General features: G+C 61.8%; 21 protein-coding genes and 1 tRNA gene. 13 read left to right on the top strand and 9 right to left on the bottom strand.

Annotated elements, in window-relative coordinates; genetic code table 11:
• Window positions 1-386: class I SAM-dependent methyltransferase (locus AC1DX0_RS15190; protein ID WP_477355905.1), on the top strand; the 386-nt coding region annotated here is incomplete at its 5' end.
• Window positions 387-388: 2 nt separating this feature from the next.
• Here AC1DX0_RS15190 and AC1DX0_RS15185 read toward each other — a convergent pair.
• Complete coding sequence (locus AC1DX0_RS15185; protein ID WP_477355901.1) at window positions 389-1,081, bottom strand: outer membrane protein; 693 nt, start codon at window positions 1,079-1,081, stop codon at window positions 389-391.
• A 416-nt stretch (window positions 1,082-1,497) separates the two neighbouring features.
• On the opposite strand from AC1DX0_RS15185, the gene AC1DX0_RS15180 reads away from it, so the two are divergent.
• Window positions 1,498-3,024, top strand: coding sequence for a peptidoglycan DD-metalloendopeptidase family protein (locus tag AC1DX0_RS15180; protein ID WP_477222269.1), 1,527 nt, complete (start codon window positions 1,498-1,500; stop codon window positions 3,022-3,024).
• A 112-nt stretch (window positions 3,025-3,136) separates the two neighbouring features.
• Here the strand turns inward: AC1DX0_RS15180 and AC1DX0_RS15175 are convergent, their stop codons facing one another.
• Window positions 3,137-4,027 carry an NAD-dependent epimerase/dehydratase family protein gene (locus AC1DX0_RS15175; protein ID WP_477222270.1) on the bottom strand — a complete coding sequence of 297 codons (891 nt, stop codon included), beginning with the start codon at window positions 4,025-4,027 and terminating at the stop codon, window positions 3,137-3,139.
• Between the two features lie 111 nt (window positions 4,028-4,138).
• On the opposite strand from AC1DX0_RS15175, the gene AC1DX0_RS15170 reads away from it, so the two are divergent.
• Window positions 4,139-4,960, top strand: coding sequence for a helix-turn-helix domain-containing protein (locus AC1DX0_RS15170; RefSeq protein ID WP_477222271.1), 822 nt, complete (start codon window positions 4,139-4,141; stop codon window positions 4,958-4,960).
• Between the two features lie 28 nt (window positions 4,961-4,988).
• Here the strand turns inward: AC1DX0_RS15170 and AC1DX0_RS15165 are convergent, their stop codons facing one another.
• Window positions 4,989-5,864 carry an ATP-binding protein gene (locus tag AC1DX0_RS15165; protein ID WP_477222272.1) on the bottom strand — a complete coding sequence of 292 codons (876 nt, stop codon included), beginning with the start codon at window positions 5,862-5,864 and terminating at the stop codon, window positions 4,989-4,991.
• On the opposite strand from AC1DX0_RS15165, the gene AC1DX0_RS15160 reads away from it, so the two are divergent.
• From AC1DX0_RS15160 to AC1DX0_RS15130, 7 genes are all read left to right on the top strand, one after another.
• Complete coding sequence (locus AC1DX0_RS15160) at window positions 5,848-6,060, top strand: hypothetical protein (RefSeq protein WP_477222273.1); 213 nt, start codon at window positions 5,848-5,850, stop codon at window positions 6,058-6,060. The genes AC1DX0_RS15165 and AC1DX0_RS15160 overlap by 17 nt on opposite strands.
• A 94-nt stretch (window positions 6,061-6,154) precedes the next feature.
• A complete protein-coding gene (gene yajC / locus AC1DX0_RS15155) occupies window positions 6,155-6,496 on the top strand; it encodes a preprotein translocase subunit YajC (protein WP_027043763.1) in 342 nt (113 codons plus the stop codon).
• A gap of 51 nt (window positions 6,497-6,547) precedes the next feature.
• Window positions 6,548-9,097 carry a protein translocase subunit SecDF gene (gene secDF / locus AC1DX0_RS15150; RefSeq protein ID WP_477355897.1) on the top strand — a complete coding sequence of 850 codons (2,550 nt, stop codon included), beginning with the start codon at window positions 6,548-6,550 and terminating at the stop codon, window positions 9,095-9,097.
• Between the two features lie 28 nt (window positions 9,098-9,125).
• On the top strand, window positions 9,126-9,518 hold the full coding sequence (locus AC1DX0_RS15145; RefSeq protein ID WP_477222389.1) for an Mth938-like domain-containing protein: 393 nt from the start codon (window positions 9,126-9,128) through the stop codon (window positions 9,516-9,518).
• 1 nt (window position 9,519) lies between these two features.
• Window positions 9,520-10,365 carry a phytoene/squalene synthase family protein gene (locus AC1DX0_RS15140; protein ID WP_477355894.1) on the top strand — a complete coding sequence of 282 codons (846 nt, stop codon included), beginning with the start codon at window positions 9,520-9,522 and terminating at the stop codon, window positions 10,363-10,365.
• 79 nt (window positions 10,366-10,444) lie between these two features.
• The gene (locus tag AC1DX0_RS15135; protein WP_477222275.1) at window positions 10,445-10,879 is read left to right on the top strand and encodes a hypothetical protein; all 435 of its coding nucleotides are present in this window, start codon (window positions 10,445-10,447) and stop codon (window positions 10,877-10,879) included.
• Window positions 10,879-11,829, top strand: coding sequence for a sterol desaturase family protein (locus AC1DX0_RS15130; RefSeq protein ID WP_477222276.1), 951 nt, complete (start codon window positions 10,879-10,881; stop codon window positions 11,827-11,829). Before AC1DX0_RS15135 ends, AC1DX0_RS15130 begins: the two co-directional genes overlap by 1 nt.
• 327 nt (window positions 11,830-12,156) lie before the next feature.
• Here AC1DX0_RS15130 and AC1DX0_RS15125 read toward each other — a convergent pair whose 3' ends face one another.
• The 4 genes from AC1DX0_RS15125 to AC1DX0_RS15110 all read right to left on the bottom strand — a co-directional run bounded on the left by AC1DX0_RS15125 (window position 12,157) and on the right by AC1DX0_RS15110 (window position 14,672).
• The gene (locus AC1DX0_RS15125; protein ID WP_477222277.1) at window positions 12,157-12,447 is read right to left on the bottom strand and encodes a type II toxin-antitoxin system ParD family antitoxin; all 291 of its coding nucleotides are present in this window, start codon (window positions 12,445-12,447) and stop codon (window positions 12,157-12,159) included.
• Window positions 12,448-12,516: 69 nt separating this feature from the next.
• A complete protein-coding gene (gene trmFO, locus AC1DX0_RS15120) occupies window positions 12,517-13,926 on the bottom strand; it encodes a methylenetetrahydrofolate--tRNA-(uracil(54)-C(5))-methyltransferase (FADH(2)-oxidizing) TrmFO (RefSeq protein ID WP_477222278.1) in 1,410 nt (469 codons plus the stop codon).
• Window positions 13,927-14,341: 415 nt separating this feature from the next.
• On the bottom strand, window positions 14,342-14,482 hold the full coding sequence (locus AC1DX0_RS15115; protein ID WP_019858543.1) for a DUF1127 domain-containing protein: 141 nt from the start codon (window positions 14,480-14,482) through the stop codon (window positions 14,342-14,344).
• Window positions 14,483-14,531: 49 nt separating this feature from the next.
• A complete protein-coding gene (locus AC1DX0_RS15110; RefSeq protein ID WP_013531315.1) occupies window positions 14,532-14,672 on the bottom strand; it encodes a DUF1127 domain-containing protein in 141 nt (46 codons plus the stop codon).
• Between the two features lie 234 nt (window positions 14,673-14,906).
• On the opposite strand from AC1DX0_RS15110, the gene AC1DX0_RS15105 reads away from it, so the two are divergent.
• Both AC1DX0_RS15105 and AC1DX0_RS15100 read left to right on the top strand, forming a co-directional pair.
• Window positions 14,907-16,025, top strand: coding sequence for a DUF2157 domain-containing protein (locus AC1DX0_RS15105; protein ID WP_477222279.1), 1,119 nt, complete (start codon window positions 14,907-14,909; stop codon window positions 16,023-16,025).
• Window positions 16,022-16,606, top strand: a complete 585-nt coding sequence (locus tag AC1DX0_RS15100) for a GDYXXLXY domain-containing protein (protein WP_477222280.1) — start codon at window positions 16,022-16,024, stop codon at window positions 16,604-16,606. The genes AC1DX0_RS15105 and AC1DX0_RS15100 overlap by 4 nt, the downstream gene beginning before the upstream one ends.
• A 220-nt stretch (window positions 16,607-16,826) precedes the next feature.
• Here the strand turns inward: AC1DX0_RS15100 and AC1DX0_RS15095 are convergent, their stop codons facing one another.
• Complete coding sequence (locus AC1DX0_RS15095) at window positions 16,827-17,867, bottom strand: COG3904 family protein (protein ID WP_477222281.1); 1,041 nt, start codon at window positions 17,865-17,867, stop codon at window positions 16,827-16,829.
• A 115-nt stretch (window positions 17,868-17,982) separates the two neighbouring features.
• Window positions 17,983-18,065, bottom strand: a tRNA-Leu gene (locus AC1DX0_RS15090).
• A 395-nt stretch (window positions 18,066-18,460) separates the two neighbouring features.
• Here AC1DX0_RS15090 and tig point away from each other — a divergent pair.
• Window positions 18,461-19,375 (top strand): trigger factor (tig, locus tag AC1DX0_RS15085; RefSeq protein WP_477355890.1); only part of this gene is annotated, 915 nt, incomplete at its 3' end.

The following is a 19,375-nucleotide window of genomic DNA, read 5'->3' as shown; positions in this document are numbered from 1 at the left end:
GCTCCGGCTATACTTCGGCGGTGATGTCGCGGCTGGCGGCGCGTATCGTGACCGTCGATCGCTACAAGACGCTGGTCGAGCAAGCCAGACAGCGTTTCGAGGCACTCGGCATCGGCAATGTCATCGTGCGCCAGGCGGACGGCTCTGGCGGCCTGCCTGCCGAAGGGCCGTTCGACCGCATCGTCGTCTGGGCCGCCTTCGACAACCTGCCGCGCTTCCTGCTCGACCAATTGTCGAGCGGCGGCATCGTCATCGCGCCGATCGGGCCGGAGGAGGGCGAGCAGGTGCTGGCCAAGCTAACCAAGGTCGGCAGCCGTTTCGAGCGCGAGGACATCGGCATGGTGCGCCTGCAGCCGATCCTGCGCAGCGTCGCAGCGGTGATCTAGGCTCAACCGCCGAAGCGGTAGTTCAGGTGCAAGCCAACGAGATCGACGCTCTGGCTGATGTTGTCCGTGCCGAAGGGGAAGGGCAGCCCGACGGACGCGAAATCGGTGGTCTTGTCGGGCATGAACAGGTGATCGTATTCGATCGCAAGCGACCAATTCGGAGCAAAACCGTACTCAACACCGGCGCCTAGAGCGCCACCCCAGCGGGTCTGGTCATCGGTCGTGCCGGCAAGCGTATTGGGAGGAAATGTGGTGACGACCTCGAAATGGTTGCGCGTTACGGCGGCCCCGCCCTTGACGTAGACGAGGGCGTTGCTGAAGCTGTATCCGACCTGGGCAGTCAACAATCCAAACCCGTCGACGCGCGAGCGATTTGTAAAGACCGGGATAAATTCGGACTGATTGGAGCCCTTCAGATCGGCCCAATCGCCTTGCGCTTCCACCCCGAACACCCAGTCGTTGCGCTGCCAGCGATAGCCGACTTGCCCGCCGAGTGCGCCGCCGGTGGCGTTGTGACAGCCTTCGCTGAAAGACAGGCCGAAGAACGATGCGTCCCAGCAGGAGTGGCTCGATCCCCAGCCGCCATTGGCGCCGATATAGAGGCCGCTCCAGTCATAGCTGGCGGCGACCTGCGCCTCGGTGAGATCGGCGGCGGATGCGTGCCCAACGGCACCCAAAGCAGCGGCAGCCGTCACGGCAATCAGAAAACGTTTCATAGAAGTACCCCCCAAGCCCGCCCCGACCCTATCTGAACTCAACCCCGAAGTACCGTTACCCCAACGCAACAGGTGGGGTTATTTCAGAAGTGTCGCACGGACATGAACAAGCTTGCTGAAATACGAAGCATCCTTGAACAGGTGGCGCTGCCGCTCGATCCTCGCACTGGGTCCGTACCGATGATCCAGGTCTGCGCTACATCTTCAAGGGATGCCAGGCTCGGTTGCCGCAGACCAGCATTCCCGACCGACCAAGCCCGGGCCGCTGGCCACTCCGAGGTGGCCCCAAATGTTTTAAGAAAATTTTCGTCGGATTCTAATGGGTTAACCGCCCAGTAACATTAACGCGCTTTAATCCTGTCTCAGTTGGTGCAGCGTTTGTGCGGGTTAGTGCGATGCAACTCAGTGTTTTGAAGACAAACAGTCGCAATCTGGCGCGGGGCTGCGCTGTTCTCATGATTGCGGGTGCTGCCGCCGGGTGCAGTTCCCAGGCTTCGCGGTTCAACAGTGTCGACGATGTCTTCACTTCCTCGACCAACAATCAGCGCGCCATCATCAACAAGCAGGATGCCGTGCAGCCCTATCCGGGTGATGTCTCGGCCGCTCCGCTTGACGGCAGCCACACCCAGTCGGTCAGCCGCTCCAGCCTCGAGCCGGTTTCGAGCCGGCCGTTGCCGCCGCCCGTTTCAGCTCAGGCCGCGCCAGCACTCGCGCCTGCAGCCAATCCGGTGCGTGTCGCATCGGCACCGGCCATGGTTCGGCCTGCTCCCCATGTCGACAGGACGACAACCGGCACTGTCGAGCCGGCTGCGAAACCGTTCAAGAATGCCCAGCCCGACGCGCCGAAGATGGCAGAAGTGGGCAGGCCGCACGCGACCGAAATCGTCGTGCGGGACGGCGAAACGATCAATGGCATCGCGCTGCACTACAAGGTGCCGGCCGACGTCATCATGAAGGTGAACGGTCTGAGCGCAACCAAAGGGCTGAAGACGGGCCAGAAGTTGGTCATCCCTGCCTATGCGTATTCGAGCAAGGCCGAGCCGAAAGTCGCCGATGCAAAACCGGCGAAGGACGGCAAGCATGATCTGCCGGCCACCGCGCCGGACAAGGTCGCCGTGCTGCCGCAGCAGCCGAAGCTCAAGGAAGGTAAGGCCGCCGCTCAGGTCGATGCGTCAGCGGCCGCAAGCCAGCCCAAGGAGCCCAAGCCGGCGCAGGTCGCCAAGGCAACCGGCGCTGCGGGCACCTATACGGTCCAATCGGGCGACACGATGTCTTCGATTGCCAGGAAGACCGGCGTCGGCGTCGTTGCGCTGAAGCAGGCCAACGGCATGAAGGATGGTTTGCTCAAGATCGGCCAGACCCTGAAGGTGCCGGCCGGCGGAACCGCGACGGTCGCCAGCGCCAAGCCGGCGAAGGTCGATCCGGTAACCACAGCCACGACGCAGCCGGCAGCAAAGACCACGCCGTCGGAAACGCTGGCATCCTACACGCCGCCGAAAAAAGACGCGAAGGTCATTCAGCAGGCCGAGGACGACGACGCGGTGGCGCCGGACGCCACGGGTATCGGCAAGATGCGCTGGCCGGTGCGCGGCCGGGTGATCTCCGGCTTCGGAGCGGGCAAGGACGGCGTCGACATCGCGGTGCCCACGGGCACGCCGGTCAAGGCGGCCGAGAACGGCGTCGTCATCTATGCCGGCGACGGGCTCAAGGAATTCGGCAACACGGTGCTGGTGCGCCACGAGAACGGCCTGGTCACCGTCTACGGCCATGCCAGCTCGATCGAGGTGCAGCGCGGCCAGAAGGTCAAGCGCGGCCAGGAGATCGCATTGTCGGGCATGAGCGGCACGACGGACTCGCCGAAGCTGCACTTCGAAGTGCGCAAGAACTCTGCCCCGGTCGATCCGTCAGGCTATCTCGAATAGAATAAAAAAAGCGATTTGCGGGCCGTCTGACCTCCAGTCCGGCCCGCCGGCTCAGCCCGTTCCGCAAGGAGCGGGCTTTTTCAGTTTTGTCCAAAAGCCCGCTCGTAGGGTTTCACATATGATCGCGAAGCGTGTCGGCGATCATCTCCTCAAGGCTGCTAGCCTTCACGCCCAGAAGCGCCTCGGTGTCGGAGGAATCAACCAGCAGGGGGCTCTCGAAGAGGTAGCTCATCTCGATGAGCTCATGCATGCCCAAGGATTCCATCTCCGGGACGGAATAGGAACGTATAGCTGAAACCTCTCGTGCGAGCATCGCCGCGGTTTTCTGGATGAGATTCCGGGGTGAGGCGTGTTGCGAGGGAACGTGAAACGCCCGTCCCCATTCGCCCGTGTAACGGGAAGCCGCGACAAGTGTGCTCGCGACGTCCCTAGTGAAGCTCCAGGCATGAGTTGCGTCGAGGTCTCCAATGAAGGCGGTGGGCTTGCCCTCGATGATGGAGGGCAGCGCCACCAGTGAGAAGTAGCTGATCGCGCCGTGCCCGAGATAGTCGCTGGAGCGAATTTCGATCGCCGGCACATCGGCACGGACCGCCCGCTGCCACATCATCGTCCTGGCGGTTCCTTTCTTCGAAGTCGGGTCCAGCGACAGGTCGGAGCGAAGCGGGCTGTCGGCATTTTCCCCATAACCATAAAGGTTTCCGAGCACGATGAGCTTGGCGCCGGCCGCTTCGGCCGCGCGCACGGTACCGTCGATGATGGGGAAAAAGTCGGTCGGCCAGCGATGATATGTGGCCATGGCACACATGAAGATCGCATCGGCGCCTTGGCAGATACGCGACAGTTCCGAAGCATCCGTGGCGTCGACTTGCACGGCTCGCACGTTCCGCAACGCGTTTGAACCGACGCTTCGGCTTGTGAGAACGACCTCATGTCCTTCTTCGCTGAGAAGGCGAGCGGTCTCGCGACCAACCGGGCCTGCTCCGACAACAACATAGAAACTCATGGCAACCTCTCTTCCAAGCTTGATGGAGAGGCGTGAGTACATGTTCGCGGCATTGAAAATCGCGCGGGAATTGCCAAATCTTGAGCAGGTTTCGCCATGAATCGAGAGAGCATGCGTCCGCAATTCGCTCCGGCCCGATCTCCGTCCGACGTGACAATGGTTTCCCGGCATATCGAGGCGGGCGTCCATCGTCTTGCCCGGGCGCCACACCATCGCATCATGGTGCACGCAAGCGCGGCGACACGCTCCTATTGCAATCAGGTTGGACGATATTTCGTCAGGCGCGCCGGCGATATCGACCTGGTGCCGGCAGGCGAGGAGGGTGGTTTCGAGGCTGAGACCGCGTTCGAGACGATCGAGATCGACTTGCAGCCAGCCTTGATGGAAAGGGTAGCGGCGGAACTTGGCGGCAGGGCGCTGGTGACGCGGCTCGACACGCGCCATTTGCTTCGTGACCAGCGCATCGAGCATCTTGCTCGAGCACTTCAGAGCGATCTCGATGTAGGCGCGCCGAGCGGCTCACTGTTTGCCGACAGCATTGGCGCTGCGCTCGCGGTGAGGCTGCTTGGCGTCGACGATATAGACACCGATCGAACGAACCGGCTGTCGGATACCCAGCTCAAGCGCGTCCTGGAATACATCGAGGACGCTCTCCATGAGCCGCTTTCAATCCATCGGCTAAGCCGGGTTGCCGGTGCGAGCAGCTCGCATTTGCGGACATGGTTCAAGGTGGCGACGGGCGTCACCCTGCATCGCTACGTGTTGCATCGTCGCGTCGAACGTGCGCGTATGCTGCTGCAGCAGGGCGATCTCAGCACAAGCGAGGTTGCGGAATTGACGGGCTTCGCGCACCAGTCGCATCTGGCGCATTGGATGCGCCGCGAGATCGGCCAGACGCCGCGCGATTTGCGGCGGGCGCGGCCGCCCAAATGACATCCTGGATTGTGCTTTAGCGACGCGGTCAATCCTTCAGCGGCTTGCCAAGCCGGCCGGCCAGGTCCTGCGTGAACTGCCAGGCGACGCGACCCGAGCGGCTGCCGCGCGTGGTCGCCCATTCCAGCGCCTCTGCCCGCAACTGCTCGGGATCGATGTCGAGGCCGTGATGGCTGGCATAGCCGTTGATCATCTCGAGATATTCGTCCTGCGAACATTTGTGGAAGCCGAGCCAAAGTCCGAAACGGTCGGACAGCGAGACCTTTTCCTCGACCGCTTCGGACGGGTTGATGGCGGTCGAACGCTCATTGTCGATCATGTCGCGCGGCAACAGATGACGGCGGTTCGAGGTGGCGTAGAAGATGACGTTGGCCGGGCGGCCTTCGACGCCGCCTTCGAGCGCCGCCTTCAGAGACTTGTAGGAGGTGTCGTCATGATCGAAGGACAGGTCGTCGCAAAACAGGATGACGCGGAAGGGGGCCGCCTTCAGCAAACCCATCAGCTTCGGCAGCGTGTTGATGTCCTCGCGGTGGATTTCGATCAGCTTCAGCGGCAGGTCGGACTTGGCCTTGGCATTGATCTCGGCATGCACGGCCTTGACCAGCGACGATTTGCCCATGCCGCGCGCGCCCCACAACAGCACGTTGTTGGCAGCAAAGCCGGCGGCGAAGCGCTCTGTGTTGTCGACAAGGATGTCGCGGACACGGTCGACGCCGCGGATCAGGCCGATATCGACCCGGTTGACCTTGCGCACCGGCTCCAGATAGCCCGGATCGGCCTGCCAGACGAAGCAGTCGGCCTCGCCGAGGTCGGTTTGAGGCACCGGCGGCGGGGCGAGACGGCCGACAGCCTCGATCAGGCGGTCAAGTTTCTTGTTGAGGGCGTCGATGCTGCTGTCGGTCATTTCAGGTCTTTTTGGTTCGTTTCCTGGGGCGGGCAGGTTGGGCACGTTCGAATCCGTCGGATTCGAAACCGGTTCCAACCTTTTGTTCGAGCGTGATCTTTTCGGAAAACCGGCTCGCGCTTTTCGCGGTCATGCTCTAACACGGCTCAACAAGCCGGAAAAGCAGCCGATTTGGCTGGCCGCGCAGTTGCATTGACAACTTTACCGACTATATTCCGGCCAAATTTCAAGGGGCCGCCAAACTCCGCAGGACGGTTGGCGGCTGTTTTCAAAATTCAGGAGTACTTTCGATGTTCGTGACACCGGCATACGCCCAAGGCATCGGCGGCGCCTCTCCCGATATGCTCATCAGCATTTTGCCGTTTGTCCTGATTTTCGTGATCATGTATTTTCTGATCATCCGCCCGCAGCGCACGCAGCTGAAGAAGCGCGGCGAGATGCTGGCGGCGGTCCGTCGCGGCGACACGGTCGTCACCGGCGGCGGTTTCGTCGGCAAGGTGACGAAGGTGATCGATGACAACGAGCTCGAGATCGACCTCGGTGGCGGCACCAAGGTCACGGCGCTGCGCTCGACGATCGCCGATGTGCGCGTCAAGGGCGAACCGGTAGCCAACCAGAACGCCAAGAAGTAATCCAATTCCAGGCGGAGCGATCCGCGGACACGCTCTGACGGACGACGCCATATGCTGTATTTTTCGCGCTTCAAGATGATCCTGATCTGGSTGGCCGTGGCCRYCACRKTGATCCTYGCCGCGCCCAAYCTKTTCCCCRCCAGCACRCTGGCKCARCTGCCRAGYTGGGTGCCGAAGCGGCAGATGACGCTSGGYCTCGAYTTGCAGGGCGGTTCGCACATCCTGCTCGAGATGAACCAGAACGATCTGATCAAGGATCGGCTGGAGACGACACGTGACGAAATCCGCACGCTGCTGCGCGACGCCAAGATCGGCTATACCGGCCTTGCCGGCACCGGGCGGACCTTGCAGGTCCGCATCACGGATCCAGCCCAACTCGACGCCGCAAAGACGGCGTTGAAGACCTTGACCGATCCTGTCGCCGCCGGCCTGTTCACCGGCGGTTCCATCCAGGAAATGGCGCTGGACGATTCCGAACCGGGCCTGCTCAAGTTCACCGTTACCGACGCCGGCATCAAATACCGCACATCGACCGCACTGGCGCAATCGATCGAAGTGGTCGAGCGCCGCGTCAACGAACTCGGCACCACCGAGCCTATCGTGCAGCGGCAAGGCGACGACCGCATCCTTGTCCAGGTTCCGGGCCTGCAGGATCCGCAGCGGCTGAAGGAAATTCTCGGCCAGACCGCAAAGCTGACCTTCCAGATGGTCGACCAGTCGATGCCGGTGCAGGACGCGCTCAAGGGGCGCCCGCCCGCCGGCTCCTCGGTGCTCTATTCCCAGGACGATCCGCCGGTTCCGTATCTGATTGAAAACCGCGTCATCGTTTCGGGCGAAAACCTGGTCGACGCGCAGGCGACATACAATTCGCAGAACAACGAGCCGGTGGTTTCGTTCCGCTTCGATTCGAAAGGTGCCGCCCGCTTCGGCCAGGCAACCTCGCAGAATGTCGGCAAGCTGTTCGCCATCATCCTCGACAACCAGGTGATCTCGGCGCCGCAGATCCGTGAACCGATCCTCGGCGGCACCGGCCAGATTTCCGGTAATTTCACCGCCCAGAGCGCCAACGACCTGGCCGTACTGTTGCGCGCCGGCGCGCTGCCGGCGACATTGACGGTCATCGAAGAGCGCACTGTAGGTCCGGGCCTTGGCCAGGATTCGATCCATGCCGGCAAGGTCGCCGGCATCATCGGCTCGATCCTCGTCGTTGCGTTCATGTTCGTCGCCTACGGCTTCCTCGGTTTCCTCGCCAACATCGCGCTGGCGGTGCACGTGGCGATGATTGTCGGGCTGTTGTCGCTGCTTGGGGCGACGCTGACCTTGCCTGGTATTGCCGGTATCGTGCTGACCATCGGCATGGCGGTCGATTCCAACGTGCTGATCTACGAGCGTATCCGCGAGGAACGACGTGCCGGCCGCTCTGTGATCCAGGCGATCGACACCGGCTTCTCGAAGGCGCTGGCGACCATCGTTGATTCCAACGTCACATCGCTGATCGCCACGGTGGTGCTGTTCTATCTCGGCACCGGCCCGGTGAAGGGCTTTGCCATCACCTACGCCATCGGTATCCTGACCACGGTCTTCACCGCTTTCACCTTCACGCGCCTGCTGGTGTCGATCTGGCTGCGCCGCGCCCGTCCGAAGGAACTGCCGAAGGCGCCGGTGACCTTCATTCCGCCGGGCACGAAGATTCCCTTCATGGGCATTCGCCGCTGGACGTTCGCGCTGTCGAGCTTCCTGTCGGTGCTGTCCGTGGTGCTGTTCATGACGGTCGACATCAATTACGGCATCGACTTCAAGGGCGGCTCGATGATCGAGGTGAAGGCCAAGAGCGGCGATGCCAATATCGGCGACATCCRCAGCCGATTGATGGAGCTCAACATCGGCGAAGTGCAGGTGCAGCAGTTCGGCGCGCCGAACGACGTGCTGATCCGCGTCGGCACGCAGGATGGCGGCGAGAATGCCGAGCAGACGGTCATCGACAAGGTGCGCGGCGAGCTGCAGGACCAGTATGATTTCCGCCGCGTCGAAGTGGTGGGACCGACGGTCTCCGGCGAACTGGCCAAGCAAGGCACCATGGCCATGCTGGTCGCGCTGATCGGCATCCTGGTCTATGTCTGGTTCCGYTTCGAGTGGCAGTTCGCGGTCGGTGCTATCGTKGCGACGGTGCACGACGTGGTCATGACGCTCGGCTTCTTCGTCATCACCGGGCTGGAGTTCAACCAGTCGTCGCTGGCGGCGATCCTGACCATTATCGGCTATTCGCTGAACGATACGATCGTGGTCTATGACCGCGTCCGCGAGGATCTGCGAAAATACAAGCGAATGCCGCTGCCGCAGTTGTTGAACAATGCCATCAACGAGACGCTGTCGCGAACGACGCTGACCTCGGTGACGACAATCCTGGCGCTGTTGGCGCTGGTGCTGTTCGGCGGCGAAGTCATCCGCTCCTTCACCATGGCGATGCTGTTCGGTGTTGTCTTCGGCACCTATTCGTCGATCTTCATCGCYGCACCGCTGCTGATCCTGTTCAAGCTGCGGCCGCAGGCTTCGGCCGATGAGGAGAAGCCGGTCAGCGGCGGCAAGGCGGTCGCGACCTGACGCGCGGCCCCGAAGGGGTGACAGAGTGGTGACCGGCAAAGGCATCGTCATCCGCGAGGCGCATTTCCCCGGCCGCGCGCCGATCGAGGCCTACGGCAATGGCGGGTTCCGCTTTGCCGACATGTCGCATCGCGGCTCGCTGCTGTGCCTGCCCACAGGCATCCATGGCTGGGAGCCGGCAGATCCGCTGGCGCTGACGGTGGCGGATTTCGAAAGACTGCTGGCGGAGGCCGACAAGGTCGAGATCCTGCTGGTCGGCATGGGCAGGGATCTCCGGCCGTTGCCGGCGGCGCTGCGGGCGGCGCTGAAAGAAGCAGGCATTGCGTCCGATCCGATGTCGACGGGTGCTGCGGTGCGGACCTACAATGTSCTTCTGGCGGAAGATCGCGCCGTGGCTGCCGCGCTCATCGCCGTCGAYTGATATGGCGCAGAATGCAGAAACCGTCATGGACGCGGTRCGCRCCGCCGACCACGACCGCTATCTCRCRGCGCTCTAYGCGCCGGYSGACARRCGCGAYGCGCTGTTTTCGCTCTACGCTTTCAATGCCGAAATCGCCGGCATCCGCGACCGCATCCACGAGCCGTTGCCGGGCGAGGTGCGGCTGCAATGGTGGCGTGACCTCATCGCCGCCGATAATGATGGCGCGGGCGTCGGCCATCCCGTCGCCGACGCGCTGAAGGCGACAATTTCTGCCGATCGCCTGCCAAAGCTGGCATTCGACAACATGCTCGAAGCGCGCATCTTCGATCTCTACGACGATCCGATGCCCTCGCGCACCGATCTCGAAGGCTATTGCGGCGAGACGGCAGCCGCGCTCATCCAGCTTGCGGCGATGGTGCTCGATCCCGACGAGGCGCCAACGTTCGCCGAACTGGCGGGCAGGGCGGGCTGTGCGCAGGCGATGACCGGCCTCTTGCTGCTGTTGCCGCTGCACCGCAAGCGCGGGCAGTGTTTTATCCCGGCTGATCTCCTGGCCGCGGCGGGATCGTCGCCGGAAGAGTTTGTTGCCCGCGATGGCGGGCCTGGCGCGCAACGCGCCGTGGCGGCTATGATCGCGCTGGCGCGCGAACACCTTTCGGCTTTCGAGCGGGGCGCAGCTGGGCTGCCGGTGGCGTTGCGCCCGGCATTCCTGCCGCTGACCCTGTCGCGTGCCTATCTCGACAAGATGGAAGGGTCGCGCCCGCTCGAAGGCGTCGTGCGGCTATCCGCCTTGCGCCGGCATTGGCTGCTGTTGCGACGCGCGAGCAAGGGCTGGCCGGCACTTTGACGTAAACGTCAATCGTGTTAAGGATTCGGCCGAGCCGAGAACTGTCGCCGAAGACGACAGGCTGGCCCGGAGGAAATCCATGAGCTTGCCCGTGCTGGTCGCGATCGTCGCCCTTGGCATTGCGCTGTCGGTCGCCGCCGTGCATTTCACCGGCGGCAGCAAGACGGCGACGCTGGCCGACGCGGATCAGGCGTTGCGCCGTTTCGCGGAGGATTATCCTGACGAGATGGCTTCTACAGTCCGCCTGACGGCGGATGCCAAAACAGCATTTCTGGACCTTGGACGAGGGCGAATCGGCATCGTTCACAGCATCGGCGACTGCTTTTTGACCCGCATCGTCACGGCTGCCGACGTCTCGATGTCCAATTCCGACGAGACGAACACAATTCTGATGCGGCTGACGGACTTCACCTGGAAAGGCGGCCGATTCCGCTTCGCCGGTGCCAGCGATGCGCAGGCCTTGCTGAATGTTCTCGGGCCGCACCATGCAAGTTCCGCCAGGGAGGCCGCGTGATGGACAGCTATGATTTTCCACAGGTCACCCAACTGGCCATTCCGTTCTTCGTCGCCGCCATCCTGATCGAGCTCTGGCTGGTGCGCACCGGTCGCGCCAAGGGCTCGTTCGAGACGCGTGACACGCTGACCAGCCTGATGATGGGCACCGGCAATGTCGTCGCCGGGCTGCTGCTGGGCGTCGTCTCCTACTGGGCGCTGCTTTGGCTGTGGCAGTTCCGCGTCTTCAATCTTGGCCTGTCGGTGTGGGTGTTCCTGGCTGCCTTCCTGCTCGATGATCTGCGCTACTACGTCTACCACCGCATCGCGCACCGGGTGCGCTGGGTGTGGGCCGAGCATGTCAACCATCACTCCAGCCAGCACTACAATCTGTCGACGGCGCTCAGGCAAAGCTGGACCGGGCTGTTCACCTTCATGTTCGTGCTGCAGGCGCCGCTGGTGCTGCTCGGCTTCCATCCGGCGGTGATTGCCTTCACCTTCGGCTTCAACCTCGTCTGGCAGTTCTGGATCCACACCGAGACGATCGGCAAGATGTGGGGCTGGTTCGAGCTTATCTTCAACACGCCGTCGCACCACCGCGTCCACCACGCCACCAACCCGCGCTATCTCGACGCCAACTATGCCGGCACGCTGATCATCTGGGATCGGATGTTCGGCACCTTCGTCGAGGAGCTGGAGGACGACCGGCCGCGCTACGGCATCGTTAGGAATCTCGGCACCTTCAACCCGCTGAAAGTGGCGTTTCATGAGTGGATCGGCATGTTCAGGGATGCGTTTGCGCGGGGGCTGACGCTCAGCGATCGCCTGAATTACCTGATCAAGCCGCCCGGCTGGAGCCATGACGGCTCGCGTGACACATCGGAGACGCTGAAGGCGGCCTATGTCAGGCGAAATCCGGGTGAGGCGGGCAAGCCGGGGTTGCCGATGGCGCGTGCTGAGCCGGCTGAATAGCTGTTTTGTCCGCTAAGAGGGGTCGCTCGAACCGCCATCGCGCATCAGTGTCTCGTAATCGCGGCCGCCATAGAAGATATTGACGATGCGGACGAGATCGCCGTCGACGATGTGGTGATGACGGCGGAATGCTCGAACGGAACTGTTCGCAATCCGGGCACGATGTCGTCGCGGGAGCGGCCGCCTCGAGGCGCATTGCCGATGCTCTGGCAGCGGTCTTCGATACGCAAAACCAATTACAGTGCGACGTCAGGACTTCCGCCGGCCTCGACGATGTGTCTGAAAATGTCGGCCAGGTCATCCCTGGCGTCCTCTTGGTACTCGACATCAAGCCGCTGAATCATCAGCGCGGCTCGAATATTGGTCAAAGAGCCCCCGGAGGTGCTTGCGAACCTCTTCTCCCGAGTGGCTTGGCCTCGCATCCTCGATCGACGCCTTCACCCGGGCCCGGATCGAGGCCATGCGTTCAGCATGTTCTTCCTCTTCGCGCTGGAAGGCGCGGAGCGCCGCGCGGATGACTTCGCTCGCCGAGCCGAAGGAACCGTCCTCGACTTTCTCGCGGATCATGCGCGCCATGGCGGGCGTGACGGTGACGGACAGTTTTTCGGCGGATTCCATAGAGCGCCTCCGGTGGGCAGAAAGTAGGATAGTATCCTACTTTCTGCTTCGGTCCAATCCCCAGGTTTGCTACTCCGCTGCTTGCGCCCGCGCCGGCAACCCAAGCCACTCGCGGCAATCGCCCAGCGCGCGCGAAGTGATGGCGTGCCGTTTTGCGACCGTCTTGTCCTTGCCGCGCAGGCGCTTGCCTTCGATCTTCACAGCTTCCACCGGCGGGAACAGGCCGAAATTGACATTCATCGGCTGGAAAGAGCGCTTGCCCGGCTCATCGTCGGAAACGATGTGACCGCCGGTGATGTGATTGAGCAAGGCGCCGAAGGCTGTGGTGAGCGGCGGCAGCGAGGGTGCCTGGCCGAGCCTCTCGGCCGCGGCGAAGCGGCCGGCGAGCAGGCCGATGGCAGCACTTTCGACATAGCCTTCGCAGCCGGTGATCTGGCCGGCAAAGCGCAGGCCGGGGCGCGACTTCAGCTGCAGGGATTGGTCGAGCAAGGTCGGCGAATTGATGTAGGTGTTGCGGTGCAGGCCGCCGAGGCGGGCGAAATCGGCGTTTTCCAAGCCCGGAATGGTACGGAACACGCGCACCTGCTCGGCATGCTTCAGCTTGGTCTGGAAGCCCACCATGTTGTAGAGCGTACCCAGCGCATTGTCCTGCCGCAGCTGGACGACCGCATAGGCTTTCACCGTCGGATTGTGCGCATTGGTCAGCCCCATCGGCTTCATCGGCCCGTAGCGCAGTGTCTCGACACCACGCTCGGCCATGATCTCGATCGGCAGGCAGCCGTCGAAATAGGGCGTGCCTTCCCATTGCTTGAACTCGGTTTTCTGGCCATCGACCAGTGCCTGCACGAAGGCAAGGTATTGGTCCTTGTCCATCGGACAGTTGATGTAGTCCTTGCCGGTGCCGCCCGGTCCAACCTTGTCGTAGCGCGACTGGAACCAGCAAATGTCCATGTCGATCGTGTCGAAATGGATGATCGGGGCAATGGCGTCGAAGAAAGCCAGCGCATCGGCGCCGGTTGTCTCGGCGATCGACTGGGCGAGCGCAGGCGCAGTCAGCGGACCCGTGGCGATGATCGCCTGATCCCAATCCGCTGGCGGCACGCCGGGCACTTCCTCGCGCTGGATGGTGATCAGCGGGTGCGCTTCGAGTTTTTTCGTCACCGCTTCGGAGAAACCGTCGCGGTCGACGGCCAATGCGCCGCCGGCTGGCACCTGGTTGGCGTCGCCGGCGCTCATGATCAGCGAGCCGGCCAGCCGCATCTCGGCGTGCAGCAGGCCGACCGCGTTGTTCTCGGCATCGTCGGAGCGGAAGGAATTGGAACAGACAAGCTCGGCCAGGCTATCGGTCTTGTGCGCGTCGGTGCCGCGCACCGGGCGCATTTCATGCAGCACAACGGGAACGCCGGCTTGCGCCGCCTGCCATGCGGCTTCGGAACCGGCGAGACCGCCGCCGATGATGTGGATGGGGTTTTTGCTCATGAGCGCCGGAATAATCGCTTGGTGCGGCGATTGCAATTGCCGTGCTGCGGTAACGGGACACGCTCGGTCGAGAAGCCTGCCCTGAAAACAACAACACCCGCCGGGGGAGGAGGTCCGGCGGGTGTCGTTTTGGGGGTCGATCCTCGGGAGGAGGTGAAGRTCGRCCSTATTCGTCATCGCCGGGGAGGAGGTCGGCTTTGACGAAATCTCTTTCGCGTTTTGAAAAGGGGCGAAACCCTTTTGGAGCAAAATTCATTTTGCTCCGGGAGCAAAAACTCGTTTTGCTCCGGGGAAACAGCGCCCGCCGCGGGAGGAGGTGCGGCGGGCGCCGTTTTKGTGGYCAACCCTCGGGAGGAGGATAAGGGCTGACCGTTCGCTGGAGGTCGGGGAGGAGGTCGACCCCAGCGAAATTCTGTTAGATCGCCCGGCGGGCGATGATCTTGATTTCGTCGCGGACGATACCGAGATCATGCAGCTGACGGTTCGAAAGGCGACCCAGCTCGGTAACCGTCTCGCGATAAACGCGCCAGTTACGATAGTTGCGGATCAGGTTCATTGTCGTTCTCTTTTCAGAAACTTGTTCGGACCATTTGCGGTCCGAAGAATTAGACCGCCTTGCGAGCGACGTAAGGAATGTCGCTGCGGCTGATGCCGAGGTCGGTCAGTTCACGGTTGCTCAGGCGGCTCAGCTCGGACACGGTGTCCCGGTAGCGGCGCCAGTTGCGGTAGTTGCGGATCAGGTTCATGGTAGTTCTCGTTTCGTCTTTCTTGCGGATCATTCCGTTTGTGTACGAACCATAAATAAGCGGGCTCATATCGATTTAAAAGCGCTATGGCTGCATGGCAGCAATGCAAATTGTGCAATGCAACATTAACGCGCCTCACGGACCGGACACAAAGAAGCCAGAATCAGAAAGTGCCGTGACGTCAACGGTTTGGCTGGTTCGGCTGAAAAAACGACCTAGCGGGGGAGGCAGGACATGGCGGGCTACTCGACACGGGTCAGGTCCGATATTGCGCGGTGGCTCCAGGCAGGCCTGATCGACGCCGCGACAGCCGATTCCCTGACGCGCGACGTCGAGGCCAACGAACGCAAATCACTGAGCTTCGGCTCGATCCTGGCGATGATGGCGGCGCTGCTGTTTGGCGCGGCCATCCTGATCTTCGTCGCCGCCAACTGGGATGCGATCCCGCGGCTGGCGCGGGTGACAGCGCTGTTTGCCATCATCCTTGGCAGCTATGTCGGCGGCGCGGTGCTGAAGTCGCGCGACCATGCGGCGATCGGCGAAGCTCTATGGATCGTGGCGGCGGCGGCCTTCGGTGGTTCGATCGCGCTGATCGGCCAGATGTATCATTTGTCCGGCGACGAGGCGTCCGCGCTGATTACATGGGGCGCCGGCACGGCGCTGGCGGCGGTGGCGCTGCGGTCGAACCCGCTGACCGTCGCTTCGGTCGGTATCGCCGACGCATGGCTGTTCCTCAAAGGGTTCGACTATTACAGCCGTAGTGAGTTTCCGCATGCCTTCGTCGTCATGGCGGTCGTGCTGTTTGCTGTGTCGTTCTGGACCCGCAGCCAGCCGGCGCGGCACCTGATCATCCTGTCGCTGCTCTTCTATCTCGTGCTGTTGGCCGGGAACCACGCGACGCTGCCGGTGGCGATCCCCCTGGTCATCGTCTCTGTCGTGCTCTTCGCGGCTGCCGTCTTCGCACCGGAGCCGGTCGACCGTGTCGTGCAGCTTGGGGGCCGCTTGCCGCTGCACGCGCTGCTCGGCTTCCTCACAGGTCTGGCCATCATCCAGTTCGAACTGGCCGATGAAAGCACTTACAACAGCGGTTTCACCATCGCCTCGGTCGTCGCGCTGGCCGGCATCGTCGCCGCTATCGTGCTGGCAGGACGGGAGAGCCGAGGCCTGCGCTGGCTTGCCTATCTCGGCTTCGCCTTCGAACTCGCCATGATCTATGTCGTCACCTTGCAATCGATGCTCGATACGGCCGGCTTCTTCCTTGCCGCCGCGGTGCTGCTCGGCATGCTGGCGATCGTCATCATCCGGGTCGAAAAACGCATGAAGGGTCCGGCCACCGGGGGAGACACGGCATGATGACCGGAAAGCGGCTTGTTATCTCGGCGCTGGTGCTGGCGCTCGTCCAGATCGGCTTCCTGAGCTGGATCATCGCCGGCCGGGCGGCGATCCTGCGCAACGGCAAGGAAGTGCTGCTGAAGATCGAACCCGTCGACCCGCGCGATCTGCTGCGCGGCGACTATATTATCCTCGGCTATGACATCTCGCGCATACCGGTGAAAATGATTGCCAACATTCCAGCCGATAAACTTTCCAGCGACGACACGTCGATTGTCGTCCGCCTGAAGAAAGGTGCCGACGGCTATTGGACGCCGACCACCGCCTGGTTCGGCAAGGCACCGACGCCGGCTGCCGCGGATGAGGCGGACATATCGGGCCATGTCGCAGCGGGCTGGGACCTGCGCAGCGAGGGCACGACGATCGCGCCGGATTACGGTATCGAGCGTTTCTACCTGCCGGAAGGCCAGGGCATGGCGATCCAGAACGACATGCGGGTGCGCCCGTTCGGCATAAGGCTGGCGCTTGCCAGCGACGGCACCGCCCAGATCAAGGCGCTGGTCGACGGCGACAAGATGCTGTTCGAGGAACCGCTATATTAATAACGATGGATGCCGGTGATCGGTGCGAATCAAGAGACCAGAACCCCTAAATCGGGTGTAAGGGCCTTGCCGTACAAGCGTTGCGGCGGCGCGGCACCGGAATGGACTCATTTTTGTATCAACTGCGGTACCCCGCCGGGGGCGTGTGCCACTATACGAAATAGCCAAACAGATTTTTCGCAAGGAAGTTCACCGACTCAGGGATGGAGAACTCCGCTGATCAACTCCGGACCTTACTCGTCTCGGCGGTGATTTTGGGATAGGGACCAATCGATATTGTGTAGCTAAAGTCTGCTACGCCTCTTTCCTGCTTGTGTATCGAGGGGCTGCGCACAACCCAGTCATAGACGCCAGAAACCATGCAGCGATCGTTTGCACAGGTGACCACAATGCTGTCATTGCGGACGTTATACACGCGTTCAGGCCATCGCCGGTAATAGTTCCTCTTGTCCTGAATGATCGAACTCAGGTTCGTCAACTTGCCATAATAGTCGACCGTGCGAGCGTAGGACGCCTGAACTTGAGCAAGAGCGAAATCGTCGTTGTCGCCATGATGCTCGATCAGATCCTTGACGAAGGCGACCGCAACGCTCTCCGCCTGTTGCCCTGCGTCGGGTGCAGGCACAGGCATCGCCGCAGGATCTGGCCTGGTCGACACCTGCGATGTATCTGCGGGCGATTGGTTCGCTGCGACATTGGTCACACGCAACTCTGCCATTTCGCTGGCCGATAGGTATCTTATGTCATCCTTGTCATAGCTCGAAGCCAATTCCATCAGCTTGGGGTCCACTCCCATCTCGACTACATAGGATGTGATTGCGGCCGTTCCGAGCTGGACACGGGCCTTTGCTTCTTCGCGGGACATCCCGTCAGCCGGTTTCAAAAACGCCCGATGAACGCCGATAGAACCTGGTTCGGCAACGCGGTGGACGCCACCCAAGAAGGCCAGTGAGCAGGCTGAAGCGCACTGCAATTGGCGAACCTGAAGCGTATCCAACCCTGCCGCACGGATCATACGCCCCAACCGAAGCGCGCTGCCGACATTGCCGCCGGGGGAGTTGAATACGATCCTCCGGGCCCCGCTGCTCACAACCGCGTTGCTAAAAGCGTTCACAGGTTCATGTTCGTTGAACTCGCCGGAAACAACAAGAAACGGCTGCTGCCCTGGAGGCGAAACAGGCGTGTATTCCAGGGCCTCAACCTTACATGTTGCTGCCGCGACAATTGACCCTACCGCCAGAACTAGAGAAACTACACGCACGACAGAGCCCCAACCTGCTGCTGCAAATAAGAACCTGTCAACGAACTATTTCAAGGGCCTTGCTTGAGAGTTGGATTTTATGGATGGCCTGCCACCCCGCTCGAAGAGCGAAGGGTGGTGCGGGTAGAGGGACTCGAACCCCCACGATCTCTCGCCAGAACCTAAATCTGGTGCGTCTACCAGTTCCGCCATACCCGCGTGGTCCGGCAATCCCATGTAGCCATCATTCTGTCAATCTCAGGTTCAAGATGTTGGGTCAGGTCCAAAATGTCGGTGAGGGCCAGAATGTCGGGTGAGGGCCAAAATGGTGGTTATTCACCTAAACGCGAAGACTGTTGAAAATTAGCCTCGCCTGTGACAAAAGGCGTGTCAAATGTGACGGGACGCGACGATCCGCTTCTGCAGAATGTGATAAGAAGTAGGAAAAACAAGAACTTATTCACATTTTGGAACGCAGTTTGGGAGAGTTTGAGCCGTAATTTCGGTCAAATCGCCAGGTTCCGTACCAAAAGCCATTCCCGGCAAGATTATACCGGCAGGCTGTAAACGGCAGAGGCCGTGGCAGTCTCATTGGTGAAAACAAAGGTTTTACGATGCAGGTCACCGAAACGCTCAACTCCGGTCTCAAGCGCGAGATCAAGATCACCGTGCCGGCGGGTGACATGGAAGCCAAGCTGATGGCGCGGCTGTCGGACGCCCGCAACAAGGTTCGCATCAACGGCTTCCGGCCGGGCAAGGTGCCGGTGCAGCACCTGCGCAAGGTCTACGGCAAGTCGTTCATGGCCGAAGTGGTCAACGAGATTCTCAACGATTCGACCCGTTCGATCATCACTGGCCGCGGCGAAAAAGCCGCCATGCAGCCCGAAGTCATCATGACCGAGGACGAGAAGGAAGCCGAGAAGATCCTGGCCGGCGGCACCGACTTCGAGTTCCGCCTCAACTACGAGATCATTCCGGCGATCGAGATCAAGGATTTCTCCGACATCAAGGTGACGCGTCAGGTGTTCGACGTGCCGGACACCGAGATCGACGACCAGGTCAAGCGCGTTGCCGAATCGGCACGCAGCTACGAGCCGAAGACCGGCAAGGCGGCTGAAGGCGACCGCGTCAGCATCGACTATGTCGGCAAGATCGACGGCGAGGCCTTTGCCGGCGGCGCCGGCACCGACCAGCCGCTGGTGCTCGGCTCCAAGGAGTTCATTCCGGGCTTCGAGGACCAGCTGGTCGGCGCCAAGGCTGGCGACGAAAAGCAGGTCACCGTGACCTTCCCGGAAAACTACCAGGCGGCCCATCTGGCCGGCAAGGAAGCCACCTTCGACGTCACCGTCAAGGAAGTGTCGAAGCCGGRCGAACTGGAAATCAACGACGAGACCGCCAAGAAYCTYGGCCTGGARTCGCTGGAGCGCCTRCGYGARATCGTGCGYGGCCAGATCGAGAACCAGTTCGGYTCGATGACGCGCCAGAAGGTCAAGCGCCAGYTGCTCGACCAGCTCGACGCSKCCTACTCG

Source organism: Mesorhizobium sp. P3_A9, assembly GCF_056402975.1.
The sequence above is the reverse complement of the archived record's forward strand: the minus strand, read 5'-3'. Positions and strand labels throughout refer to the sequence as shown.